We start from the raw sequence: 24588 nt of genomic DNA, 5'->3' as shown, positions 1-24588 counted from the left end.
TCGGGGTCAGGGCGTGACGGTGAGGCGGATGGGGATGCCCACGCGCGGTCGGCCCGGTGCGACCGTCGCGAGGTGCAGCGCGGCCGGGTGGACGCCGGGGCTCAGGGTGGTCGCGTCCACCGTGAAGTCGACGTCGCCGGTCGCGCCGGGTGCGATGGTCACCGGCGCGCCCGCGGCGAGCCACGGCACGTCCGAGTAGGTCGGCAACGGCGTCTGGAGGTGGGTCACCTTCGCCGGGCCCGGCCGGCCGGTCGGGGAGTACGAGTACACCTACAGGTTGCCCGCCGCGTCGGTTTCCAGGCCCGCGCCCGTCCGGTCGCCCGGCACCGGGTCGGGCAGGGTGGCGCGGCTCGCGCACCCGTCCGGGGTGACCGCGCTCAGGAAGCTCGGCAGCGGTGGCCTGCCGGAGTCCGCGCTGACCAGGTAGAGCCACAGCAGCCCGGGACCGGGGCCGTTGGGCGCGTACGCGATGCCCGCGACGTGGTTGTGCCGGTCGTGCCCGCTCAGGGAGCACGAGCCGACCAGCGCGCCGGCGTCGGGGTGCGACGGCCCCTTGACGCTGTGGACGGTCTTCCCGTCCACCAGGTAGAAGATGTCGTCCCGCGCGTTGTGGGCCAGGCCGTGGTCGCCCGCCCGGATGCCGGTCGTGGTGGTGGTGTGCACCACTTCGCCGGTGAGCGGCCGGATGCACCTGGTGGTCGACGTCATCGGGTCCCACTGCCGGTCCGACACGTAGCAGAGCGCGTCGCCGACCGTGGTGAGGTCGCCGAGCAGTTCGGTGGCGGGCAGCCGGTGGTGCTGGAGCGCGACGCCGTCCGGGGTCAGGCGGGTCAACGTGTGGTCGCGCCGGCTGGAGACCCAGACGTCACCGCCGAGTTCGGCGATGCCGTAACCGGCCGGGACGCCGGCCGCCTCGGGGTTCCAGGTCCGCAGCGTCGCACCGGGCCGGTCCGGCCGCGGGACGGCCGTCCCGCTGGCTATCTCGGCCGCCGCGCTCCACGTGCCGGGAGCGGTGCCCCGGTTGTGGATCGGCGCGGTCGCGGTGCGGCCGGTCCCGGCACGCACGGTGATCTCCACCGGCTCCCCCGACACGAGCACCGGCGCGTCGAGCACCACATCGGCCCGCACGAGCGTGTTCTCCGCCGGCGGCGCGGGTGTCGCGTGACCCGCCGCGTAACCGTCCGAGGTGATCTCGATCGCGGCCTTCCGCGCCGGGACCTGCACCTGGTACTCGCCGTACCAGTCGGCCTTGGCGGCGTTCGCCGCACCGGCCACCCGCACGGCCGCGTAACGCACCGGCTCACCGGTGTTCGCGTCGGTGACCTTCCCGCGGGCGATCGCGGTGCCGGGCACCCGGAGCTGGACCGCGACCCCGTCGGACAACGCGGGCCGCCACGCGGACCACGTCAGCGCACTGGTGCCCGCGGCGTTCTCGATACCGACGACGGCGCCCGCGCCCGCCTCGGCGGCCTGGTCGATCCCCCGGTACTGGAGGACGATCCGCCCGCCTTCGTGGAACACGGCCTCGGCGCTGAACCGGGTGCCCGGCACGGCTTTCACCGTGACGTCACGCCACTCCACGACGAACCGCCGGTTCGGCGTGACGCCGTCGACCCCCGTCCACACCCCCGCCTGGTCGTCCACGACCAGGTCGTCCCAGAACGCGTAGACGGCGGCGTTGGGCGGTGTGGGTGACGGGAGCGGACCCGGTGGGGGAACGGGGTTGCGGTCCTCGAACGTGAGGTACCCGTCGTCGTAGATCGACGCGCCGGTGTAGGTGTTCCCGTAGAAGGTGACGGGGAACGGGAAGTCCTGGTGCCGGCCGGTGAGGTCGCCGCGGAGGGTGGTCCGCGTGCCACCCTCCACGTAGGACGACCGCATCGCGGTCGCCGTGTAGCCGTAGGCGTCACCCGCCGGAGCCGAAGCCGAAGCGACCGGAGGCGCGGCGGCGGTGGCGAGGACCAGTACGACGACGGCGAGCCACGGGCGCATCGCACACTCCTGTCGCGGGGGTGGCCGGACCCGACCAACCGTGCCGAGCGCACCCCGTGATCACAAGTCACCCGTCGGCCGACGTCGAACCGCCGAAAGCACACCGGGTCGTGCCGGATGGGCGTACCGGGACCGACCGCTCACTGGAAACCACGCTCGGCGGCGGTGACCTCGGCGGTGGGGAACACGTCCGCCAGGGACTCGACGGCCTGCTCCGCTTCCGCGCGCGGGGTGGGGATGTCGGTCCAGGAGTCCTTCCGCTCCAGGACCGCGGCCAGCCGGTCGATGAGTTCCCGGTCCACGTGCGGCATGGTGAACAGGTGCGCCATGCGGATGGACGGCATGGTCGCCAGGGAGAACTTCCGGACGACGTGCTCGGCAGGCAGGCTGAACACCACGCTGAAGGCGAGCGGACCGCGGCGGACGACGAAGCGCGGGATCTTCTCGCGCACCCGCCCCAGCCGCTCCACCGCGTACCGCGCCATCTCCTGGGTGCGGACCACCGCGGCGACGTGGTCGTCCAGGGACCGGCGGGCCAACGCGTTCCACAGGATGATCGGCGCCAGAGCGCTGCGCGACCCGCCGAACGTGGTGTCCGGCGAGCCGATGTACTCCGGGTTGTCGGGCGGGCTCATCTGGTTGCCGACCTTGGTAAGGTAGATCCCGCACGGCACGGGCGAGCCGAGGTACTTGTGCCCGCTGCACACGATCGAACTCACGTGCGTCTTGACCCCGCGGTAGGCGAACCGCAGCCTGGGCACGGATTCCCCGTCCGGCGGGTCGAACTTCCCCAGCTCCACGGCCTTCTCCAGGTACGGCAGGTACGACGCGCCGAGCGCGCCGTCGACGTGGAGCCAGTAACCGCGCCGCCGGTCGACCAGGTCCTTGCCGTCCTTGCTGCCGTACTTCACCGGCCGGTCGTGCATCCCGTACCGGCGGAACACCGGGTCGAGCCGGTGGCAGATCTCCTCGACGTCGTCGTAGCCGCCCTTGAAGGTGGTGCCGACGTTGAGGATGAGCAGCACGGGGTGGCCCATCCGGACGAAGAACTCCACCAGGGTGACCAGCTGGTTCACGTCCACCGCGCCCGGCCCGTCCGGGTGGTCGGCGGAGGGCACCTCCTGCGGCCACGGCTTGCCCGGGTCCAGCGGGTTGGCGTGCGGGTAGCGCCTGCTGCCCGTCTCGTGGAAGGTCGGGATGCCGAGCACCCGCACCGCCTTGGCCATCGAGTAGTGCGCGTCCTGGGAGTAGAAGGCCACCGGGTGGTACGCGTTCTCGTTGTCCTGCGGCGCCTGGGCGTCCACCCACAGCTCGGTGGGCGCGTGACCGGGCGCCTGCGGCGCGTTGACGATGCGCACCTTGCCCGCCAGGTAGTCCCGCGCGTTCCACAGCGCGTAGACGTTGCCCTCGGTGCCGCCCATGGAGAGCACGTAACCCCAGTAGGACTCGGGATCGGGTTTCTCGCCGCTGCCCAGCTGGTCCTCGGGTTTGCGCAGCTTCCCGCCCCACAGCCGCGCGTAGTACCGCAGCACCGCGCGCTCGGCGGCCCGCGAGTGCATGGTGAAGTTGCTGTCCCGGAACGGGTCGCCGATGTTGTTGGTGCTGTAGTCCAGGAAACGGCCGAGGTCTTCCGCGCTCCGCACGTCGCCGTTGACCTGGTACCCGACGAAGTTCTTCTTCTGCTGCGCGAAGTAGTCCTCCAGGCGCTTCAGGCGGGCGAGTCGTTCGGCGTCGGGGAGCCGGTCGTTGGCGGACAGCTCGAACTCCTGGTCGGTCGGCGGGCGCAGGCCCTCCTCCCGCTGGACGGGCAGGTCTTCCGTGGTGCTCATCGGATCGGCTCCTCACTGCGATGACGGTCGCCGCCCCGCGGCGGGGCGGCGGTGGCTCAACTGCCCGGCGCCTTCGCGACGCCCCCACCGGCGGCCGTCGCGGGCACGCTCTCGTACGGCGGGGTGAACCTGATGTTGCGCTGGTTCTTGATCTCGGTGATGTACCGGATGTGGTCCGGCACCACGACGCCGGTTTCCAGGTCCGGCGCGGAGATCGGCGGCCCGTAGACCTGGCGGACGGGGATGATGCCCGCCCAGTGCTTGCTGTGCTCGTCACCGGGCGCGACGTTGGGCCCACCGTTGCGCACCTTCGCCGTGGCCGTCTCGATGCGGACGCCGACCAGCGCGGTGTGCTTCAGCTCCTCGGCCGACGCCTCCCGCGTGCCCTGGGAGCGGCCCGAGATCACCTGCTCCACCAACGCCTTCAGCCCGGCGGTCTTCTCCTTGGCGTCGGTCACCAGGTACGCCTTGCCGTGGATCATCGCCGACCGGTAGGACACCGCGTGGTTGAACGCCGAGCGACCCGCGACCAGCGCGTCCACGTGGGTCACCGCCACGCACACCGGGTACGTGGCGGTGCTCTCCAGGTGCTTCGCCAGTCGCGAGTTCGGCGAGCCGTGCAGGTAGATGGTCTCGCCGACGCGGCCGTACAGGTTCGGCACCGCGACCGGTTCGCCGCCCGGGTTGTTCCCCCTCTTGGGCGCGATGAAGGCGACGTGGCAGAGGTAGCCGTCGTCCAGGATGGAGCGGACCAGCGACCTGTCGCGCGTGATGAGTGCCCGGGAGTAGGTCGGGGAGGTGGCGGTCCGCTGGTCGTCGGGGTAGTCGCTCACCGGTCGGACCTCCGCCGGCGGCGGGTCCTGCGGTTCGTGGTCGTTCATGGTTTCTCCCATCGGGTCAGGGAAGCGGGCCGGTGACCGTGGTGATCCAGTCGCGGTGACGCGTGGCGTCGGTGTAGATGGACGGCCGCGCACCGCAGAAATCGGTGGTGAGCCGGCTGCTGACGCCGAGGAGCCGGTGCTCGGGGTAGGTGATCTGCGGGCCACCCGAGTCGCCCCAGCAACTGCCCGCGTTGCCGTTGGGGTTGTGGGTGCACAGGTCCTTCTCCCGCAGGTCCGCGCCGCACCCGGCCGGCTCGGTGATCGACGTGTTGAGCCAGTGCAGGGTGACGGGGGCGCCGCACTGCGCCCACTGGCTCGCTTCCGGGTTGCCCCACCCCAGCAGCCGGGTCGGCGTGGTGGGCACCGCCTCTTCGGGTGGCGCGATCCGGATGGGTTGCTGCGGTGCCGATCCGTACAGCTTCGCCAGCGCGATGTCGTTGCCCGCGGAGACTTCCGTGTACGCGGGGTGCACGTGGGTCTCCAGGACGCTGAGCACCGTGCCGCCGGTCGTGCGGTCCTGGGTGCCGATCCGGGCCTGGTGGTGCAGCGCGCCGTCCCAGTCCCTCACGCAGTGGGCCGCGGTGAGCAGCCACCGCGGTGCGATCAGCACCGCGCCGCACGAGTGCTCGCCCGTGGCGGCGTCCTGCAACGACGCCATGAACGGGTACACCTGAGTGGACGGTGCGCCGTTGACGATGCGCGGTCGTGCCGCGTCGGACGGCGTGGCGGAGCCGTTCGCCGGAACGCCCAGCGCGATGAGCAGGGCGGTGGCCGTGCCGAGGGCGGCCCGAATGTGCGGTGGCATGGTCGATCGGTTCCCTCCGGGATCGACTGCGGATGCGCGGCTGCTCGGTACCGGCACCGGGCCCGCCCGTCGGACCGCGTCGCGCGGGTCCGCTCCCCGGCGGTCACCACGTGGGCCGTGCGGGGCGTCGCCGCTCCCGGTGCTTCCCTGTGGGAGCGTAGCCGGATCGCGAACCGCGGTCCCGGGGTCGACCGGCACCGCGGGAAACTCCACTCGGTCGAGCGTCCCCCGTCGGTAGCAGTACGAGGACTTCCCAAATCCACCGGGTTCCGCTACTGCCTGCCGTCCACCGTCCTAAGTGGACTGTCTATTCTTGCTGGTGTGGAATGATTGCCGGAGGTGGGCTCGCTCATCACACGGTCAGGTGGTTCGGCGGTCGGGCGCGGACGGGGGCTTCGCACGGCGATAGCCTTGGCACAGGCCATTTCCACCCTCGGGCGTCGAGTTCGCAGGCCGACGAGAGGCTGGTTCTCCATGACGGGCAACACGGTGCTGCTGGCGCTGGACGCCGGCACGGTCAAGGGCACGGCGGCCGTCGAGCGGGTAGGCGAGCTGGTCTCGCTGCTGTCCGGGCGGGGCTACCGGGTGACCATCGCCGACTCGGCGCACGACGCCGCGGCGGTCGTCACCTCCCGCGCCGACCTCGGCGCGGTGCTCGTGAGCTGGGACCTCCCCGCCGGGACGGAGGTGGGGGGCGAGCGGGCCCGGCCGGTCGAGGCGGTGCTGCGGACGCTGGTCGGCCGGTTCTCGCCGCGGCTACCGGTCTTCCTGGTCACGAGCGACGGCATCGCGGACGAGTTGCCGCTGTGGGTGGCGGAGTTCGTCAACGGGTGGATCTGGCTGCTGGAGGACACACCGGGTTTCATCGCGGGCCGGGTGGACGCGTCGGCGCGGCGCTACCTGGAGAACGTGCTGCCCCCGTTCTTCCGCGCGCTGCGGCACTTCGACGACGCGCACAAGTTCTCCTGGCACACGCCCGCGCACGCGGGCGGGGTCGCCTACCTCAAGTCACCGGTGGGCAAGGCGTTCTACGACTACTACGGCGAACGGCTGTTCCGGACGGACCTGTCCTCGTCGGTGGGCGAACTCGGCTCGTTGTTCGAGCACCACGGCCCGATCGGCGACGCGGAGCGCCACGCGGCCGAGGTGTTCGGCGCCGACCTGACCTACTTCGTGGTGCACGGGACGTCCAGCGGGGACCGCATCGTCATCCACGCCTGCGTACCGCACGACCGGCCGGTGCTCGTGGACCGCAACTGCCACAAGGCGATCAACCACGGCATCATCATGTCCGGCGCGCGACCCGCGTACCTGAAGCCCACGCGCAACGGCTACGGGTTGACCGGCCCCATCCCGCCGAACCGGCTGAACACCGGAGCCGTGCGCGACCTGGTGGCGCGCACGCCCATCATCGGGGCGGACCCGGCGGAACCGCTGGTGTACGCGGGGATCACCAACTCCACCTACGACGGCCTCTGCTACGACGCGGTGCGGGTCGCGGACCTGCTGGGCGCGTCCGTCCGCAACCTCCACTTCGACGAGGCGTGGTTCGCCTACGCCCGGTTCAACCCGCTCTACGCGCGCCGGTACGGGATGGCGATCGACACCGGCGTCCTCCCGGCCGCGGCCGTCGCGCCGACCGTGTTCACGACCCACTCCACGCACAAGCTCCTGGCGGCGCTGTCGCAGAGCGCCATGGTCCACGTCAAGAGGTCCGCCCACCACGAGTTCGACCCGGACCGCTTCAACGAGACGTTCATGATGCACGCCACCACCTCGCCGCTCTACCCGCTGATCGCCGCCAACGACGTCGCGGCGGCCATGATGAAGGGCACCGGTGGCGAGTGGCTGACCACGGAGGCGATCACCGAGGCGATCCGGTTCCGCCAGGCGCTCGTCCGCCTGGGCCGCCGGATCGCGGCGGCCGGCGACCGGCCCCCGTGGTTCTTCGGCGCGTGGCAGCCCGCCGAGGTGCACGACCCGAAGGCGAAGAAGCGGGTCCCGTTCGACCGGGCCCCGCTCGAACTGCTCCAGGCGGAACCGCGGTGCTGGACGCTCGCGCCCGGCGCGGCGTGGCACGGGTTCCCGGACCTGGAGGAGGACTACTGCCTGCTCGACCCGATCAAGGTCAACATCACCTGTCCGGGCATCAACGCCGGCGGGCAGGTGGACGACGGGTTCGGGATACCCGCCCGCATCGTGACCGCCTACCTGGAGACCCGCGGCATCGTCGTGGAGAAGACCGACGCGTACACCTTCCTGCTGTTGTTCTCCATGGGCATCACCAAGGGCAAGTGGGGGACCCTGCTCGACGCGCTGACGGATTTCAAGCGCGCGCACGACACCGCCGCGCCGCTGGACGAGGTCCTGCCCGACCTGGTCCGCGCGCACCCCGTCGAGTACCGGGGCAGGACGCTGTCCGCCCTGTGCGCGGAGATGCACGCCGCGCTGGCCGGATCCGGGTTCATGGGACTGCTGCACCGGGCGTTCACCGAACTGCCCGAGCAGGTGTTGAGCCCGGGGGAGGCGTACCAGGAACTCGTCAACGGGCGGACGGAGATGGTGCACCTGGACGGGCTGGAGGACGACGACGTGGTGGCCACGCAGGTGACCACCTACCCGCCGGGGATACCCGTGCTCATGCCGGGCGAGCGGGTGGGCGCGTCGAGCGGTCCCATCCGGTCGTACCTCGCCGCGATGGAGCGGTTCGGCCGGGCGTTCCCCGGTTTCGAGAGCGAGACCCACGGCGCGCACCCGGATGCCGAGGGCCGGTACCGCATCACGCGGGTGACCCGACCGGGCCGGTGACCGATCCCGTTCGGAGCGCGGCGATGCCGGAGTTCCGGCGGTAGGGGAGGCGCACCGCGTACGTGCTCAGCGGCCGGGTCCTGCTCCACCCGCAGGACCCCGTGATCACCACCGCGTTCCACCGCGACACGCTCGACCTCGTGGTCTATCGCGAGTTCCCGCGAACCGCGTCGGGCGCGGCCGGGAATGGCGTCCGGGCACCACTGCGGTAATTGTGCGCGCAATAGGTCGCGCGTGATCGGGTCACACCCGTTTCAGGGGTGGTGCGCCCACCTTGGCTGATATGTCCGGTTTCCTGGTCCGAGACGAATGGAGAGCAACCCTCACAACAGGGCGCGAGCGGTTTTCGCCACTTCTGCCGGATTGTCCGGTTGAGCCCGTCGAGAGGCTTTTCGGTAAGGCGTCTCAACCGGTGCTGGTCCATTGCCGTGAAACGCTCGGCGGCACGTGGACGAACTGGCCCCGGTATCGGGAGGCTGAGGCCATCGGAGAGGTGGCCGGATGAATTCAGCGGGTCTTGCGGCGGCGACCGCGACGCATTGTCCCTATTGTGCGCTGCAATGTGGAATGACCGTGGAGGTGACGCCCGAAAAGGTCCGGACGCGACCTCGGGAGTTCCCGGCCAACGGCCGCGGCATGTGTCAGAAGGGCTGGACGTCGGCGGCGGTCCTGGGTACGCCGGGCCGGTTGACCGCGCCGCTCGTCCGCGCCGGCTCGGCCGACCTGCGGCCCGCGTCGTGGGACGACGCCCTGGACCACGTCGCACGCCGGCTGACGGAGATCATCGCCGAGCACGGCCCCGGAGCGGTGGGCGTGCTCGGCGGTGGCGGGCTGACCAACGAGAAGGCCTACCTGGTGGGCAAGCTGGCGCGAGTCGCGCTGCGCACCCCGCACGTCGACTACAACGGCCGGTTCTGCATGTCGTCGGCCGCCGCGGCGACGATCCACGCGTTCGGCGCGGACCGCGGCCTGCCGTTCCCGGTGACCGACCTCGCGGAGGCGGACGCGGTGCTGCTGGTGGGCGCGAACGTGGCGGAGACGATGCCGCCGTTCGTCCAGCACCTCCGCCGCGCGATCAACGCCGACGGGCTGGTGGTGGTCGACCCCCGCCGCTCGGCCACGGCACGGCTCGCGGGCCTGCACCTGCGGCCCCAGCCGGGCACGGACCTCGCGCTGGCGTTGGGGCTGCTGCACGTCGCGGTGACCGACGGGCACGTGGACGAGGCGTACGTGCGGGACCGGACCACCGGTTTCGACGCGGCGTGGCGGCTGGCGGCGCGCTGGTGGCCGGAGCGCACCGAGCGGGCCACCGGGGTCTCGGTGGCCGACCAGCGCCTGGCGGTCCGGCTGCTGGCCCAGGCCGACAACGCGTACGTGCTGACCGCACGCGGCACCGAGCAGCACGCCAACGGCACCGCCATGGTCTCGGCGTGGGTCAACCTCGCCCTGGCCCTCGGCCTGCCGGGCGTCGCCGGCTCCGGGTACGGCACCATCACCGGCCAGGGCAACGGCCAGGGCGGGCGGGAGCACGGGCAGAAGGCCGACCAGCTGCCGGGCTACCGCAAGGTGGACGACCCCGTCGCGCGCCGGCACGTGGCCGAGGTGTGGGGCGTCCCGGAGGCCGGGATACCTGGTCGGGGCAAGTCCGCCTACGAGATCCTCGACGCGGCCGGGCGGCCGGGCGGCATCCGGGCGCTGCTGGTGTTCGGCACCAACCCGGTGGTCTCCGCGCCCGACGCCGGGCGCATCGCCGAACGGCTCCGCGAGCTGGACCTCCTGGTGGTGTCGGACTTCGTGCTCTCGGAGACCGCGGAGATCGCCCACGCGGTGTTCCCGGTGACCCAGTGGGCGGAGGAGGACGGCACGCTGACCAACCTGGAGGGCCGCGTCCTGCTGCGCCGCCGCGCCCTCGACCCGCCGGACGGCGTCCGCAGCGACCTGGACGTGATCAGCGGTATCGCGGTGCGGCTCGGCCAGCCCGCGGAGCGGTTCCCGACCGCGCCGGAGGAGGTCTTCGCGGAACTGGGCCGGGCGGGTGCGGGCGGTCCCGCCGACTACTCCGGCATGAGCCACGAGCGGCTGCGGGCCGGTGAGAGCCTGTACTGGCCGTGCCCCTCGCCCGACCACCCCGGCACACCGAGGATGTTCCTGGACGGCTTCCCGCTGCCGGGCGGGCGGGCGAGGTTCGCCGCGGTCGACCACGCGCCGCCGCCGGAGACGACCGGCGACCGGTTCCCGCTGTGGGCGACCACCGGACGCCTGCTGCCGCACTACCAGACGGGCACCCAGACCCGCCGGGTCGGGGAGCTGACCGAGGCCGCGCCGGAGGTCTACGTCGAGGTCCACCCCGACACCGCCACCAGGGCGGGCCTCGCCGAGGGCGACCGCGCGAAGGTCACCTCGGCACGCGGCAGCACGTCGGCCAGGGTGCGGTTCGAACCGGGCATGCGGTTGGACACCGTGTTCCTGCCGTTCCACTTCCCCGACGCGCAGCGGGCGAACCTGCTCACCAACCCGGCGCTGGACCCGATCAGCCGCATACCCGGGTTCAAGGCGTGCGCGGTGCGGCTGGAACCAGACCTGTCGACCGAAGGGGGAAGCGGGCGGTGACCGTGCGAAAGGTCGTCATCATCGGCTACGGGATGGCGGGCGCCCGCCTGGCGGAGGAGATCCGCACTCGCGACCCGGAAGGCGCGCGGGTCGCGCTGACCGTGGTCGGCGCGGAAGCGCACCCCGCCTACAACCGGGTGCTGCTGTCCAGCGTGCTGGCGGGCGGGCTGGACATCCGGTCGGTGCTGCTGCACGAGCCGGGCTGGGCGGAGCGGGCCGGGGTCGACCTGCGGGTCGGCGTCCCGGCGACGCGCGTCGACCGCGTGGCGCGGGTGGTGGAGCTGGCCGACGGCACGCGGCTGCCCTACGACGCGGTGGTGCTGGCGACCGGCAGCAACCCGTGGCTGCCACCCGTGGAGGGGCTGCTGGACGAGAGCGGCCGGCCGGCGGACGGCGTGGTGGCGTTCCGCGACCTCGACGACTGCGCCCGCATCCTGGAGGCGGCCCGGCCCGGCGCGCCGGCGGTGGTGCTCGGCGGCGGGCTGCTCGGGTTGGAGGCGGCGCGGGGACTGGTCGCACGGGGGAGCATGGTGACCGTCGTGCACCCGCTGGGTCACCTGATGGAGCGCCAGCTCGACCCCGGCGCGGGTCGCGTGCTGGCGGACGCGTTGAACCGCACCGGCGTCGAGTTCCGGTTCGGCCGGTTCGCCCGCCGGTGCGTCCCGGGTTCCGAGGTGGAGCTGGACGACGGCACCCTGGTGCCCGCCGAACTCGTCGTGGTGTCGACCGGGGTGCGCCCGGCCGCCGACCTCGCGCGTGACTGCGGGCTCCACGTGGAGCAGGGCGTCGTGGTGGACGACGCGTTGCGCACCAGCGACCCGCGCATCCACGCGCTCGGCGACTGCGCGCAGCACCGCGGCGTGGTCAACGGGCTGGTCCAGCCGGCCTGGGAGCAGGCCACCGTGCTGGCCGACCTGCTCACCGGCGCGAACCCCGGCGCCCGCTACCGGGGCACCCCGGTGGTGACCAAGCTGAAGGCACGCGGCATCGACCTGGCCTCGCTGGGCGAGGTGCACGTCGAGCTGGACGAGCCGGGCGCCGAGGTGGTGCGCGTGGAGGACCCGACCCGCGGCCGGTACGCCAAGGTGGTGTTGCGCGACAACGTGATCGTCGGTGCGATCCTGCTCGGCACCCCCGACGCCGCCGCCACGGTCGTGCAGCTCTTCGACCGCGGCCTGCCCGCGCCCGACGACCGGGTGGCCCTCCTGCTGGGCCGCTCCCTCGCCGAGGCGACCACCGTGAACCCGGCCGACCTCCCCGCGTCGACCCTCGTCTGCCGCTGCAACACCGTGCGGAAGGAACAACTCGTCACGGCCTGGAACGGCGGGGCACGCGCCGTCGACACCCTGGTCGCCGAAACCAGGGCCACCACAGGCTGCGGCACGTGCCACGACCTGGTCAGCGCCATCGCGGGCTGGCTGGCCACGCGGAAGCCCGCGCCGGCCTGAGCCGGTGCCCGACGTGGGCGGTTCAGCACGCCGGCCCACCGCCGCCACGCCCACACCGAACCCGGGGTCCTCGGCGAGCCGGCCGGAACCCGATCGCCCCGGCCACCGGGGGGATGATCGTACGTTCGTGTAGTCGAAGTGGGCGCGCTACCGCGGAACGGCGGTGAACAGGCAGACTCGGGCCCATGCGGACGATCGACTGGGTGGACGGGCGGATCATCGCGATCGACCAGACGCTGCTGCCCGACGCGTTGACGACGTTGCGCATCGACACCGTGGACCAGCTCGTGGACGCGATCCGGCGGCTCGCGATCCGCGGCGCGCCCGCCCTCGGGGTGGCCGGTGCGCTGGGTGTGGCGCTGGCCGCGCGAGGTGGCGGGGACGTGCGGGCGGAGGCGGCGCGGTTGCGCGTCGCCCGCCCGACGGCCGTGAACCTCGCGTGGGGCGTGGAGCGGGTGCTCGCGCGCCTGGACGAGGGCGTGGACGCGGTGGTCGCGGAGGCGGTCCACGTCCTGGAGGAGGACGTCCGCCGCAACCGCGAGCTGGGCCTGCGGGGCGCGCGGTGGCTGGTCGACCGGCTCGGCGGACCGGTCAACGTGCACACGCACTGCAACGCGGGCGCGCTGGCGTGCGTCGAGTGGGGCACCGCGCTCGGCGTGGTCCGGGCGCTGCGGGACGCGGACGCGCTGGGGCACGTCTACGTGGACGAGACGCGGCCGTTGCTCCAGGGCAGCCGCCTGACGGCGTGGGAGCTGGCGCGGATGGGTGTCGCGCACACCGTCGTGGTCGACTCCGCCGGGCCGACGGTGATCGCGCGGGGGCTGGCCGACGTCGTGGTGGTCGGCGCGGACCGGATCGCGGCCAACGGCGACGTGGTCAACAAGATCGGCACCTACCCGCTGGCCCTGGCGGCGGCGCGGGCCGGGGTGCCGTTCGTCGTCGCCGCGCCCGAGTCGACCATCGACCCGGCCACGCCCGACGGCGCGAGCGTGGAGATCGAGGTCCGCGACCCGGCCGAGGTCGTCGGCGACCGCCCGACCGCCGCGTTGAACTACGCCTTCGACGTCACCCCCGCCGACCTGGTCACGGCGATCATCACCGACGAGCGGATCATCAGTGGAAAACCGTTGGGCTGAAGCACATCCGGACCCCCTCGACGCCTGCGTGCGCGCTTCCCGGCTGCTGGGCCGCGAACCGGACCTCGTCCTGCACGGCGGCGGCAACACCTCGGTCAAGACGACCGTCACCGACATCACCGGTCGGCCGGTGGAGGTGCTGCACGTCAAGGGCAGCGGCTGGGACCTGGCGGACATCGAGCGGGCCGGGTTCGCCCCGCTGCGCCTGGAGCGGCTGCGAGAGCTGCTGACCGTCCCGAGCCTGCCGGACGACCGGATGATGAACGAACTCCGGTGCGCCCTGCTGGACGCGAGCGCGCCCGACCCGAGCGTGGAGACGCTGCTGCACGCGGTGCTGCCGCACCCCGTGGTGCTGCACACCCACGCCGATGCCGTGGTGACGCTGACCAACCTGGCGGAGCCGCGGGTGGCGGAGGTGTTCGGCGACCGCGTGGTGGTGGTGCCGTACGTCATGCCGGGGTTCGGGTTGGCCCGCACGTGCGCCGAACTGCTCGCGCACCACGCCGGTGACGACATCGTCGGCGTGGTGCTGGCCAACCACGGCCTGGTCACCTTCGGCGAGGACGCCGAGCAGGCGTACACCCGGCACATCGACCTGGTCAGCGAGGCGGAGGCGTACCTGGCGCGGCACCGGCCGCGCACGACGCCGGCGACGTTGCCGCCGGCCGACCCGCGGGTGCTGGCCGCCCTGCGGGCGCGGATCGCCGGGACCGCCGGTCACCCGGTGGTCGTCAGCCGGCACGGCGACCCCGTCACGGCGGCGTTCGTGGCCAGGCGCGACCTCGCCGACGTCGCCGGCCGCGGCCCGGTGACGCCGGACCACGTGATCCGCACCAAGCGCGTGCCGCTGGTCGGTCGGGACGTCGCCGGTTACGCGGACGAGTACCGTCGTTACTTCGCGGAGCACGCGCGTCCGGGTCTGACCGCGCTCGACCCGGCTCCCCGCGTGGTGCTCGACCCCGAGCTGGGGATGCTCACGGTCGGCAGGCGCGCGCGGGACGCCGACATCGCCCGCGACATCTACCTGCACACGATGACCGTCATCGAGCAGGCCGAAGAACTCGGCGGGTACCGGGCGCTGTCGGCACGCGAGATCTTCGAGATGGAGTATTGGGAGCTGGAGCAGGCGAAGCTGCGCCTCGCGGGGCCGCCGGCGGAGTTCAGCGGCGAGGTCGCGCTGGTCACCGGCGCGGCGTCGGGCATCGGCCGGGCGTGCGCCGACGCGTTGCGCGCCAGGGGCGCGGCCGTGATCGGCCTGGACCTGACGGCGACCGAGAGCCGCGCGGACTACCTCGGCCTCCAGGTCGACGTCACCGACGCGGCGGCCGTGGAGGACGCGGTGCGGCGCGGCGTGGAGCGGTTCGGCGGGGTGGACGTGCTGGTCGCCTCGGCGGGCGTCTTCCCGGGCAACACGCCGATGGCGGGCTCGACCCGGAGACGTGGCGGCACACCATGTCGGTCAACGCCGACTCGACGGCCGGGTTGTTCCGCGTGCTGCACCCGTTCCTCAAGCTCGCGCCACGCGGTGGGCGCGTCGTGGTCGTGGGGTCGAAGAACGCGCCCGCGCCGGGACCGGGGGCCGCGGCCTACTCGGCGTCGAAGGCCGCGGTCACCCAGTTGGCCCGGGTCGCCGCGCTGGAGTGGGCCGCCGACGGCATCCGGGTCAACACGGTGCACCCGGACGCGGTGTTCGACACCGGGCTGTGGAGCGTGGAGGTGCTGGCCCAGCGCGCCGCCCACTACGGGTTGAGCGCGGAGGCGTACAAGCGGCGCAACCTGCTGGGCGCGGAGATCACGAGTGCGGCCGTGGGTCGGCTGGTCGCGGAGATGTGCTCGGACACGTTCGCCTGCACCACGGGCGCGCAGGTGCCGATCGACGGCGGGAACGAGCGGGTCGTGTAGGGGCGGCGGCCCGGGGTCTCGCGGACCCCGGGCCGCCGCACGTGGCTCACTCTCCGGTCAGCGAAACCTCGGCGACGCCGAGGTCGACGCCGACCGTCGCGGAGTCGACGGGAACGGCCACCGGTGACTCGGCGGACACCTCGGTGGCCCGGTCGCCGAGCACGGCGACCAACTCGGCCTTGGTCATGGCCGACGCGCTGCCGGTGCCCAGGAGTTGGCCGGCCAGGACGAGTCCCAGCGCGGTGACCGCGCCGATCGCGGTTCGGCGAAGTGCGCTCATGACTGCCTCCTCGTGTGATTCTCGGTCTTTCGTGGTGTGCGCGGTTCACGGAGTGGTGAACGCGCCGACAGCGGCGCCGCTGATGTGGCGGACCCCCGCCTCGTCCAGGCAGGTCTCACCGGGACCGACGGTGGGGCCGACCCACTCCACGGTCAGCATGTCGTCGCGATACCGGCCACCGGTCACGGTGCCGGTGAACAACACCTGGTTGCCCACTTGGACTTCGATCCCGTCGAGCACCAGTTTGCTGTTGCTCGGCCCGGCACCGCCGTTCCAGGTGATGGCCACATCGGCGTTGACGTCCTCACTGAACAGGCAACTGTTGTTGCCCGAGCCGTTCGTCACGGTGACGTCGCCGCCGAACACGACGAGCGGGTTGGCCGTGTCGACGCAGCCGCCGAGGCTGCCCGAGCCGGAGAACCGCACCGGTTGCTCCTCCAGGGTCAACCCGGGGGTGAAGGTCAGCTCCAGGACACCGCTCGCGCACACGACGTGCGGCAGGAGGTCCGCCTGAGCGGTGGGTGCGGCGGCGATCGCCGTGCCCGAGGTCAGCAGCAGCGCGGCGATCACCGCGCCCACGCGTCGTGGTGGTCTGGACAGTTGCATGACGTGCCCGTCCTCTCGTGCGCGGGGTCAGGTGATTACGAACAGGCCGGTGCCGTTGTTCTTCTCGATGCCGGACAAGCACTCCAGCGGGTGCGTGCCGACTTCGGCGGCGTACGTGAAACCCTGGCCGGAGAACGTCCCGGAGGTGAACGTGCCGGTGAAGACCCAGACACCCGCGACGACGGCGAGCGACCAATCCGCTTGGGAGCGCAGGTTCGCACCGGACAGCGTGGTCCAGTCGACCGTCGCGCGACCGCTCGCCTGGTTGAGCTGCGAGCAGGTCAGGACGCCGGAACCCGCTCCGGTCAGCTTCATCGAGGTGACGTCGGGGTTGCCGGATTCGGTGCAGACCGCACCGTCGATGCGCAGGTCCTGGACGGCGACCTGCCGCACGGCGAACGTGATGGGCGGGTTGAACTCGGCGGTGACGCTGGTGGGGTTGCACTGGCCGGCCGCCGACGCGGGGGAGGTCGGGCCGAGCACGACCGCGGCCACCACGACGGTCACCGCGGCGAGCGCGGGGAATACGCGTTTCATGGGATGCCTTCCGGATTCGGGTCGCGGATCACGCCGCGACCTCGCGAAGCCCCCCGGGTGGTGTGGACGCGGTGCCGGTGCGGCGAACCGTCCACTTGCGACAGTTCTGGTCAGAGGATGGCGAACACGCCGGGCCCGTTGACCTTCTCCACCCCGGCCGCGGCGCATTCCAGCGGGTTCGTGCCGGTCACGGCGACGAACCGGAAGCCCTGGCCGGAGAACTCACCGGAGGTGAACGACCCGGTGAAGGTCCACACGTCGGCGCCGGCGACGCTCGCCTTGTCGACCGTCCACTCGGCACCGGAGTGCAGCGTCGTCCCGAGCAGCGTGGTCCAGCGGAACGCCCCGTTCCCGTGGGCCGTGCTCGATCCGGCGCAGCTCAACAGGCCCGTGCCCGAACCCTCCATCAACATCGAGGTGATGACGGGATTGGTGGTCGTGCACGCGCTGCCCACGATCGTCACGTCCGTCATCGCGGTGTTCCGCGGTGTGGCGACCAGCGGGGGCTGGAAATCGGTGCTGAAGCTGTTCGGCTCGCACTGGCCGACCGCCTGCGCGGCCGGCACCGGGCCGACCACCACGAACAACGACGCCGCGACCAACGCCGCGGCGCTCGGGAGCCACCGTCTCATACCGCTCTCCTCACGCGCAGGGTCGATCGACCGGGCGGTGATCCCCGGTTGCCGGTGTGGAGCGGCCTGATCGACCCGAACTGTGACTGGGGTCACTGAACGATACGGCTTAGCCCATTCGAGGGGCAACGGGCTAGCCCGTTCGGGCGCAGAATTGCGGATTGCCACTCACTGTGACCAGGCGGGCCGGTGGAGAGGATGACGGCGTGGAGGCGTCCCCGGCGCGTCGGGCGTCCGCCGGAGGAGCCGCGGCCACGGCGGTGTGATCACCGAAGCGCTGGACTCGCGCGGCGGAAAGCCGCGATCGCCGCCCGCTCCCCGGCCGGAGGGCGGACGGCGATCACCGGGCTCGCGCGTCGAAGTTCAGCGGATCGTCCAGCGGAACGCGTGCCAGGCGCCGGACTCCTCGGAGTTGGCGATCACCGCGCCCGTGTTGCTGAGGCCCACGGCCTTGGCGAAAACACCCGAGGGCGGGGTCAGGCGGGTGAGGGTGCCGGCACGCCAGAAGAAGGGCTCGCGCTTCTGGTCGATGGTCTGCCAGCCGGCGACGTCCCCGCGGTCGTTCACGGCGACCGCCTCGCTCGGGCCGGTCGTGCCGAGGTCGATCAACGCCCCGCCGCGCCACAACGTGGCTTTGTGCGCCCCGTCGACCACGCGCCAGCCGGCGACGTCGTTGCTCTCGTTGATGGCGTGGGGGTTGTCGGCGACACCCGCGTCGTCGCCGGGCAGCGCGGTCACCCTGTCCCCGGTCCAGAGCACCGCGCGGGTGGTGCCCTTGCCGGACCACCAGGTGCCGGCCAGCACGTCGGACTCGTTGAGCGCCTGCGGGGAGTAGGCGCCGCCGGTGGTGTGCCGGGGCAGCGTCGTGCACCGGGTCCCGGTGCAGCGGAACACGTAGTCGTCGCTGTCGGCGGGCCTCGCGTCGCCCGCGGTCGTCCCCCGGTTGTTGACGATCCTGTGCGACACGATGAGCCCCTTGGGCATGGGGATCTCGACGAACACGCCGTTGCGCCACACGCCGGCGCGATTGGGGTAGCGGAACCCGTTGTCGGAAACGCTGTACGACATGGGGATCAAGCCGGAGTCGTTGATGTCGCGCATCGTCTGGGAGCCGGCGGTGGGTCCGTTCGGCGACCGGTCCACGACCTTGCCGTTCTCCCACGCGGAAACCCTGGTGATCAACGCGCCCGCCGACTTCCAGGCCACCGCCATGAGCACGTTGCCCCGGTTGTTCACGGCCATGCCGTACCCCTCCTGCTTCCCGAGCACGGTCGGGTTGGCGTCGCCCCGGCCCGCCGCGGGCTCCCAGCGCACCGTGGTGGGCAGGGCGCCCGGCGAGTAGCTGCCGCCGGTCACCTGGCCCGAATCGTTGATGGACGACACGATGACGGCCCAATCGCCGGGCGCGGGCAGCAGTTCCTCGTACTCCACGACCGCCGCTTCGGCGACCGGGGTGAGGAGTAACAGCGTCGCGATCGCGGTTGGCAAGGACAACCAGCGCATGGGTGCTCCCTATCGGTCGAGTCGACGCATGAGGCCCCGGAGTGCCACCGTAGCGAGCAGGACCGGGCCGGTGGTCCCACTGAGTGGTTCAACCACCGGCGATCCGTTCGGCTGCGGGGCACGCCGACGAGTGGGTGCGACCGTCCACTGCGGACTCTTCGTTTCATGAGAGGTGTTCACTCCGCACTACCGCGGCCTTTGTCGGTGACGGTGTCCGGCGATGGATTTCCGACCGTTGTACTCTGCGTCGAGTGCCATCGGCGAACCGTTCCGACGTGCCGGCGACACCGCCGGTGCCATTAGGGGGGAAATGTCGCACCCAGCCGTGCACCGCTCGATCGTGGTCGTGGACGTCGAAGGGTTCGGAGACCGCCGGCGGGACTCGTCCCAGCAGGTCACCGTGCGAAGAGGGCTGTACCGGGCACTGGCGGGCGCGTTCGGCGAAGCAGGCATCCCGTGGGCGGAGTGCGACCACGAGGACCGGGGCGACGGCGTGTTCGTGCTGGTACCGGAACGGATCGTCAAAGCGCGACTGGTCGACGCGCTGCCGCGTGCCCTGGTCGCCGCGCTCGACAAGCACAACGCGGAACACGGCGACGGGGCGCGTATTCGGCTTCGAATGGCGGTGCACGCCGGAGAAGTCGTGTACGACGAGCACGGGGTGACCGCGTCTGCCGTCAACCTGGCATTCCGGTTGCTCGACGCGCGGGCCGCGAAGACCGCGCTGCGTGAATCACCGGGCGTGCTGGCGCTGATCGTTTCCGAGTGGTTCTTCGAAGAGGTGGTGCGGCACTGCGCGGACGCCGGTCCGAGCAGCTTCCGCCGGGTGCGCGTCGAGGTGAAGGAAACGGCGGCGGACGCCTGGCTCGCGCTGCCCGACCACCCCTACGCCGCCGACCCGGCCCAGCTCGCGCTGCCGCCCGCCGACCGGGCGGCGGGCGTCGTGCCGCGCCAGTTGCCCGCCGCGCCGCGGACGTTCGCGGGCCGGGAGCACGAGCTGGCCGCGCTCACCGCCGCACTCGGCGACCACGCCGGTCGGGGCGGTCCCGTGGTGATCTCCGCGCTCGGTGGCGCGGGCGGCATCGGCAAGACCTGGCTCGCGCTGCGCTGGGCGCACCGCTACGCCGACCGGTTCCCGGACGGCCAGCTGTTCGTGGACCTCGCCGGGTTCAGCCCCAGCGGCACGCCGTTGACGCCGGCCGACGCGGTGCGCGGGTTCCTCGACGCGCTCGGGGTCGCCCCGGACCGCGTCCCGGCCGGGCTCGCCGCGCAGGTCGGGCTCTACCGCAGCCTCCTGGCCGGCCGGCGGCTGCTGGTGGTGTTGGACAACGCCCGCACCACCGACCAGGTGACACCCCTGCTGCCCGGCAGCCCGACCTGCACCGTGGTGGTGACCAGCCGGGACCGCCTGGCCTGGTTGGTCACCGGGCACGGCGCGCGCCCGCTGGCGCTGGACGTGCTCACCGACGACGAGGCCCGCGCGCTGCTCGCGGTCCGGCTGGGCGCGGACCGCCTCGCGCGGGAACCCGACGCGGTCGCCGAGCTGGTCGCCCGCTGCGGCGGCTACCCGCTCGCGCTGGCCATCGTCGCCGGGCGGGCCGAGGCGTTCCCGGAGATCCCGCTGGCGGCTTCGGCCGCCGAACTCCGCGACGCGGGCACCCGGCTGGGCGCGTTGGACGACGGGGACCCCGCCGCCAGCCTGCCCGCCGTGCTGTCCTGGTCGCACCGGGCACTGACGCCCGCCCAGGCCGAGCTGTTCGCGTTGCTGGGTTCCGCGCCGGGACCGGACATCGGCCTGCCTGCCGCCGCCGCGCTCGCGGACCTGACCGCCACCGGTGCGCGGACCGCGTTGCGCGGGCTGGCCGACCTGCACCTGGTGCGGCAGCACCACCCGCACCGCTGGCGGATGCACGACCTGGTCAAGCTGTACGCGGCGGAGCACGCGGGCGACCGGCGCGCGGCGACGACCCGGCTGCTCGACCACTACGCCCACACCGCGCTCGCCGGCGAACGGCTGCTGTCCCCGCACCACCCGGCGGTCGAGCCGGGCGAGCCCGCGCCCGGCAGCCGACCGGTCCCGCTCGCCGACGCGGCGGCGGCGCTGGACTGGTTCGCGGCCGAGCACGCGAACCTGCTCGCCGCCCAGCAGCACGCCGTCGACCACGGTTGGGACCGGGCCGCGTTCCACCTCGCGGCGGCGCTCACCACGTTCCACACGCGCCGGGCGCGGTTCGACGACCAGTTGAGCGTCTGGGAGAAGGCCCTGGCCGCCGCCGAACGCCTGGGCGACACCGGTATGCGTGCCGTCGCGCACCGGTGCGCCGGCGACGCGTGCGCCCGCCTGGACAGGCACGACGACGCGGTGGACCACCTCGAACGCGCGCTCGCGCTGAGCCGCGAGACCGGCGACGTGCACGGCCAGGCCACCGCACACCAGGTGCTCGCCGTGATCCGCGGCCGGCACGACCAGCACGAGGCGGCGTTGCGGCACGCCGAACTCGCGCTGGGCCACTACCGCGAACTGGCGAACCCGGTGTGGGAGGCCGTCGCGCTCAACGGGGTCGGCTGGCTGCACGCGCGACTCGGCCGGTACGCGGAGGCCCGCGAGCACTGCGTGGCCGCGCTGGACCTGCACCGGCGGCACGGGTACCGCGGCGGTGAGGCGGGCACCCTGGACACGCTCGGTCTGGTCGCCCAGCTCGAAGGCAGGCACGTGGACGCCGTCGACCTCTACCGGGAGGCGGTCGACGTGATGCGCGAGATCGGCAACGCCTACTTCGAGGCCGAGGTCCTGGAACGCCTGGGCCACTCCTGCGCCGCGCTCGACCGGCCCGCCGAGGCCGCTGCCGCGTGGCGGCAGGCGCTGGAGCTGTTCGAGGCCCAGAACCGCACCGAGGAGGCCGCGGCGGTCCGCGAGCGGCTGCGTGGATGACGCCGGTTACGGTGCCCGATCATGAACGCCTGGCTGGAGGACACCCGAACCTCTTACGACACCGTCGCGGACAGCTACGCCGAGTACGTGCGGGACTCGCTGGCCGGCCGGCCGCACCTGCGGGCGGCGCTGGTGTCGTTCGCCGACCGGGTGCGGGCCGCCGGCGGCGGCCCGGTCGCGGACGTCGGCTGCGGACCCGGCCTGATCACCGCGCACCTGCACGGGCTCGGTGTCGACGCCTTCGGCATCGACCTCTCGCCCGGGATGGTCGCGCGGGCCCGGCGCGACCACCCGGGCCTGCGGTTCGAGGTCGGCTCGATGACGGACCTCGACCTGCCCGCCGGTTCGGTGGGCGGCCTGCTCGCCTGGTGGTCGTTGATCCACGTGCCGGACGACGAGGTGCCCACCGCGCTGGCGCACTTCCACCGGGTGCTGCGGCCGGGCGGCCCGGTGCAGGTCGGCTTCCACGTGGGCGACGCCTCCCGGCTGAAGACGGAGGGCTACGGAGGCCACCCGATGAAGCTGCACGTCCACCGCCGCACGCCGGAGCGGGTCGCGGCCTGGCTGCGTGCCGCCGGGTTCGCGCTCGACGCCCAGCTGCTGATCGACCCGGACGCGGACGTCCCCGGCGCGGTCCTCTGCGCGCACAAGCCCTGACCGACCCCGTTGGTCACCGCCCCGGTGCGGTGCGCAGCAGCGCGTACTGCGTGGTGCCGTGCCGGGTGGTGTGCGTGCGGACCAGGTCGGAGAACTCGTGCACCAGCAGCAGACCACGCCCGTTGGGCAGGTCGCGGGGACGTGGGCGGCGACCGGCCAGCGGGTCGGTGAGGTGGCCGGTGTCGCGGACCTCGCACACGACGTGCCCGGCGTCGCGCCAGATCCGCACGCGGCAGCCGCCGGGCGTGTGGCGCAGGCTGTTGGTCAGCAGCTCGGTGGCGATCAGCTCCAGGTCCGCCAGCCGGTCCGCGCCCAGGCCGAGCAGCCGCGCCCGCTCGGCCGCCCAGTGGCGGGCGGGGCGGATGTCGGCCGTGGTGGCCACCGGGAACTCGGCGGCGCCCGGCGCGTCGGGCAGGGGCTGGTTGTAGCGGTCGATCACGTCGTCCGGCGCGTACGCGGCGCTGGGGTAGCGCCGGTCGACCTCCCACACCACCGGGTGCGTGGCGCGCGCGTCGGCGACGGCGAACGGGTCGAGGCCGCTGGTGTCGTACGGGCACACGATGCTCACGTCGCGCCCGGCGAACGCGTGGTTGATCAACGCCTCGTGCTGCGCGCAGGCGGGGTACTCGGTGGCGGTGCGGCCCGGCCAGATCGGCTCGCCGATGATGCGCACGTGCCGGTCGCGGTGGGCGTCGGCGAAGCGCAGCAGCACCGAGGGGATGATGCGGCCCGGGTTGCCGCCCGCCACCGCCATGTCGATCAGCTCGACCCGCCGCGCGGCGTCGCCCAGCGCGGCGCGCAGCAGCCGCAACCGGTCCGGCGGCAGCGCGGCGGCGACCGGGTGGCCCAGGGCCAGGCCGTCGGTGACGAACGGCACCAGCACGCCCAGGTACTCCGCGTCGTCGGCGTAGAACAGCGCCGGGTGGACGAACGGGTTCGCGGTGGAAGTCTCGGGGATGGCGCTCATGCGGCGGTCTCCACCTCGACGCACGTGAGGTCCAGGGCGTCGACCAGGCGGGCCGCGCCCGGCCACGCGGTGCGCAGCACCAGGGTCGCGTCGTGGCGCGCGGCGTGCTCGGTCAGCCGCAGCAGGCAGTTGTGGTCCAGGAAGCGCAGCCCGGTCGCGTCCACGACCAGGCGGCCGGCGACGGGTCGCGGATCGGCCAGCCGCAGCGCTTCGGCGAACAGGTCGCCGGAGGAGCAGTCCAGTTCGCCGTCCAGCGCGAGGGCGGCCTCGGTGGAGCCGAACAACCGGAAGCCGGCGGCGGTCGCGTTGCCGATCGGGTGCAGGCACGCCGCTCGGGCGACGACGTCCTCCCCGACCTGGTGGTGGTAGGCGCACATCGCGGAGAACGGCAGCGCGGCGGTGTACTGGTCCAGCACGTGCTCGTACCGGGCGAACGCCGCCGCTTGGCGGGCGTTGCGCACCAGGGTGGTCCAGTCCCGGACCACCCGGAGGCCGGTGAAACCCGCGGTCACGGCGTTCCTGGTGGCCGCCGCGTAGTGCCCGGCCTGGGCCACCGGGTCGATCACCGCGTTCGCGGGGTGCGTCGAGTCCAATGACACCACCTTCGCCGCGCCGATGCGCAACGCCTCCTCCACGCCGTCGATGCCGCGCAGGTCCGCGGCGAGCGCGGACGTGTCGCCGGGTGCGACGTACCAGACCTGCTGCCCGAGCCGGAGGCCGTCGCCGATGAACTCCCGGGCGTGCCGGTGGAACTGCCCATGGTCCTCGTATGCCCAGTACACGTGGTCGTGAAGCCCGAGACCTCGCGCATGTTCCACAACCCCGGCACGCCGCACAACCCCGTAGCGTAGTCGCGTCGTTCGGCGCACCCCACGACCGGGACCGCGGCGGCGTGCTCGCCGCCCGGTGCGCCCCGTGCGGCGCACTCATCACATCGAGTCCGGAAATCACCCGCCGGTCCCTCTCTTCCGAGTGGGCTCCGAAATGCAGGACCACCGGGTGCGCGTGTTTTACCGGGTCGAGGGATCGCCAGGACGGCGGACCGCTGCCTACCCTCGACCGG

At 72.9% G+C, this 24588-nt stretch carries 19 protein-coding genes and 1 pseudogene; 8 read left to right on the top strand and 12 right to left on the bottom strand.

The window, feature by feature from the left end; genetic code table 11:
- Window positions 1-6 precede the first annotated feature (6 nt).
- The 5 genes from KZQ38_RS15775 to KZQ38_RS15755 form a co-directional block, all read right to left on the bottom strand.
- Window positions 7-270, bottom strand: coding sequence for a hypothetical protein (locus KZQ38_RS15775; RefSeq protein ID WP_219442706.1), 264 nt, complete (start codon window positions 268-270; stop codon window positions 7-9).
- Window positions 271-1992 (bottom strand): NIDO-like domain-containing protein, encoded by a 1722-nt coding sequence (locus tag KZQ38_RS15770; protein WP_219442704.1) that lies wholly within the window; start codon window positions 1990-1992, stop codon window positions 271-273. It lies immediately after the preceding gene.
- Window positions 1993-2132: 140 nt separating this feature from the next.
- Window positions 2133-3821 carry a PLP-dependent aminotransferase family protein gene (locus tag KZQ38_RS15765; protein ID WP_219442702.1) on the bottom strand — a complete coding sequence of 563 codons (1689 nt, stop codon included), beginning with the start codon at window positions 3819-3821 and terminating at the stop codon, window positions 2133-2135.
- A 56-nt stretch (window positions 3822-3877) separates the two neighbouring features.
- Window positions 3878-4702, bottom strand: a complete 825-nt coding sequence (locus KZQ38_RS15760; RefSeq protein ID WP_219442700.1) for a pyridoxamine 5'-phosphate oxidase family protein — start codon at window positions 4700-4702, stop codon at window positions 3878-3880.
- Between the two features lie 16 nt (window positions 4703-4718).
- The gene (locus tag KZQ38_RS15755; protein ID WP_219442699.1) at window positions 4719-5507 is read right to left on the bottom strand and encodes a S1 family peptidase; all 789 of its coding nucleotides are present in this window, start codon (window positions 5505-5507) and stop codon (window positions 4719-4721) included.
- 474 nt (window positions 5508-5981) lie between these two features.
- On the opposite strand from KZQ38_RS15755, the gene KZQ38_RS15750 reads away from it, so the two are divergent.
- The 6 genes and pseudogenes from KZQ38_RS15750 to KZQ38_RS36190 all read left to right on the top strand — a co-directional run bounded on the left by KZQ38_RS15750 (window position 5982) and on the right by KZQ38_RS36190 (window position 15411).
- The gene (locus KZQ38_RS15750; protein WP_219442697.1) at window positions 5982-8315 is read left to right on the top strand and encodes an Orn/Lys/Arg family decarboxylase; all 2334 of its coding nucleotides are present in this window, start codon (window positions 5982-5984) and stop codon (window positions 8313-8315) included.
- Between the two features lie 501 nt (window positions 8316-8816).
- A complete protein-coding gene (locus KZQ38_RS15745) occupies window positions 8817-10925 on the top strand; it encodes a molybdopterin oxidoreductase family protein (protein ID WP_219442695.1) in 2109 nt (702 codons plus the stop codon).
- Window positions 10922-12373, top strand: coding sequence for an FAD-dependent oxidoreductase (locus KZQ38_RS15740; protein ID WP_219442693.1), 1452 nt, complete (start codon window positions 10922-10924; stop codon window positions 12371-12373). Before KZQ38_RS15745 ends, KZQ38_RS15740 begins: the two co-directional genes overlap by 4 nt.
- Before the next feature lie 185 nt (window positions 12374-12558).
- Window positions 12559-13509 carry an S-methyl-5-thioribose-1-phosphate isomerase gene (mtnA, locus tag KZQ38_RS15735; protein WP_219442691.1) on the top strand — a complete coding sequence of 317 codons (951 nt, stop codon included), beginning with the start codon at window positions 12559-12561 and terminating at the stop codon, window positions 13507-13509.
- Window positions 13490-14920 (top strand): annotated as a pseudogene (locus KZQ38_RS15730) (SDR family NAD(P)-dependent oxidoreductase); the annotation flags it as partial. The gene mtnA and the pseudogene KZQ38_RS15730, both read left to right, overlap by 20 nt.
- Window positions 14921-14961: 41 nt before the next feature.
- Complete coding sequence (locus KZQ38_RS36190) at window positions 14962-15411, top strand: SDR family oxidoreductase (protein WP_257901433.1); 450 nt, start codon at window positions 14962-14964, stop codon at window positions 15409-15411.
- A gap of 46 nt (window positions 15412-15457) precedes the next feature.
- On the opposite strand, the gene KZQ38_RS15720 is transcribed toward KZQ38_RS36190, so the two are convergent.
- The 5 genes from KZQ38_RS15720 to KZQ38_RS15700 all read right to left on the bottom strand — a co-directional run bounded on the left by KZQ38_RS15720 (window position 15458) and on the right by KZQ38_RS15700 (window position 18969).
- Entirely contained in the window at window positions 15458-15691 is a 234-nt protein-coding gene (locus tag KZQ38_RS15720; protein WP_219442687.1) for a DNA-directed RNA polymerase subunit omega, read from the bottom strand.
- Between the two features lie 45 nt (window positions 15692-15736).
- Window positions 15737-16297, bottom strand: coding sequence for a hypothetical protein (locus KZQ38_RS15715; RefSeq protein ID WP_219442686.1), 561 nt, complete (start codon window positions 16295-16297; stop codon window positions 15737-15739).
- Between the two features lie 27 nt (window positions 16298-16324).
- A complete protein-coding gene (locus KZQ38_RS15710; RefSeq protein WP_219442684.1) occupies window positions 16325-16834 on the bottom strand; it encodes a hypothetical protein in 510 nt (169 codons plus the stop codon).
- 110 nt (window positions 16835-16944) lie between these two features.
- A complete protein-coding gene (locus KZQ38_RS15705) occupies window positions 16945-17466 on the bottom strand; it encodes a hypothetical protein (RefSeq protein ID WP_219442682.1) in 522 nt (173 codons plus the stop codon).
- Between the two features lie 363 nt (window positions 17467-17829).
- Complete coding sequence (locus KZQ38_RS15700; RefSeq protein WP_219442680.1) at window positions 17830-18969, bottom strand: hypothetical protein; 1140 nt, start codon at window positions 18967-18969, stop codon at window positions 17830-17832.
- Window positions 18970-19279: 310 nt separating this feature from the next.
- On the opposite strand from KZQ38_RS15700, the gene KZQ38_RS15695 reads away from it, so the two are divergent.
- Both KZQ38_RS15695 and KZQ38_RS15690 read left to right on the top strand, forming a co-directional pair.
- Entirely contained in the window at window positions 19280-21901 is a 2622-nt protein-coding gene (locus KZQ38_RS15695) for an ATP-binding protein (protein ID WP_219442678.1), read from the top strand.
- Window positions 21902-21922: 21 nt separating this feature from the next.
- Window positions 21923-22558: a class I SAM-dependent DNA methyltransferase gene (locus KZQ38_RS15690; protein WP_219442676.1), complete on the top strand. Its 636-nt coding sequence runs from the start codon at window positions 21923-21925 to the stop codon at window positions 22556-22558.
- A 13-nt stretch (window positions 22559-22571) separates the two neighbouring features.
- Here the strand turns inward: KZQ38_RS15690 and KZQ38_RS15685 are convergent, their stop codons facing one another.
- Window positions 22572-23525 carry an anti-sigma factor RsbA family regulatory protein gene (locus KZQ38_RS15685; RefSeq protein ID WP_219442674.1) on the bottom strand — a complete coding sequence of 318 codons (954 nt, stop codon included), beginning with the start codon at window positions 23523-23525 and terminating at the stop codon, window positions 22572-22574.
- A complete protein-coding gene (locus KZQ38_RS37095; protein WP_308258425.1) occupies window positions 23522-24307 on the bottom strand; it encodes an MEDS and STAS domain-containing protein in 786 nt (261 codons plus the stop codon). The genes KZQ38_RS15685 and KZQ38_RS37095 overlap by 4 nt, the downstream gene beginning before the upstream one ends.
- Window positions 24308-24588: the final 281 nt, after the last annotated feature.

Origin of the sequence: Saccharothrix obliqua (assembly GCF_019375475.1) — a bacterium.
Lineage (GTDB): Bacteria > Actinomycetota > Actinomycetes > Mycobacteriales > Pseudonocardiaceae > Actinosynnema > Actinosynnema obliqua.
Note: the sequence above shows the minus strand (reverse complement) of the source record. Positions and strands in the feature narration are given on the sequence as shown.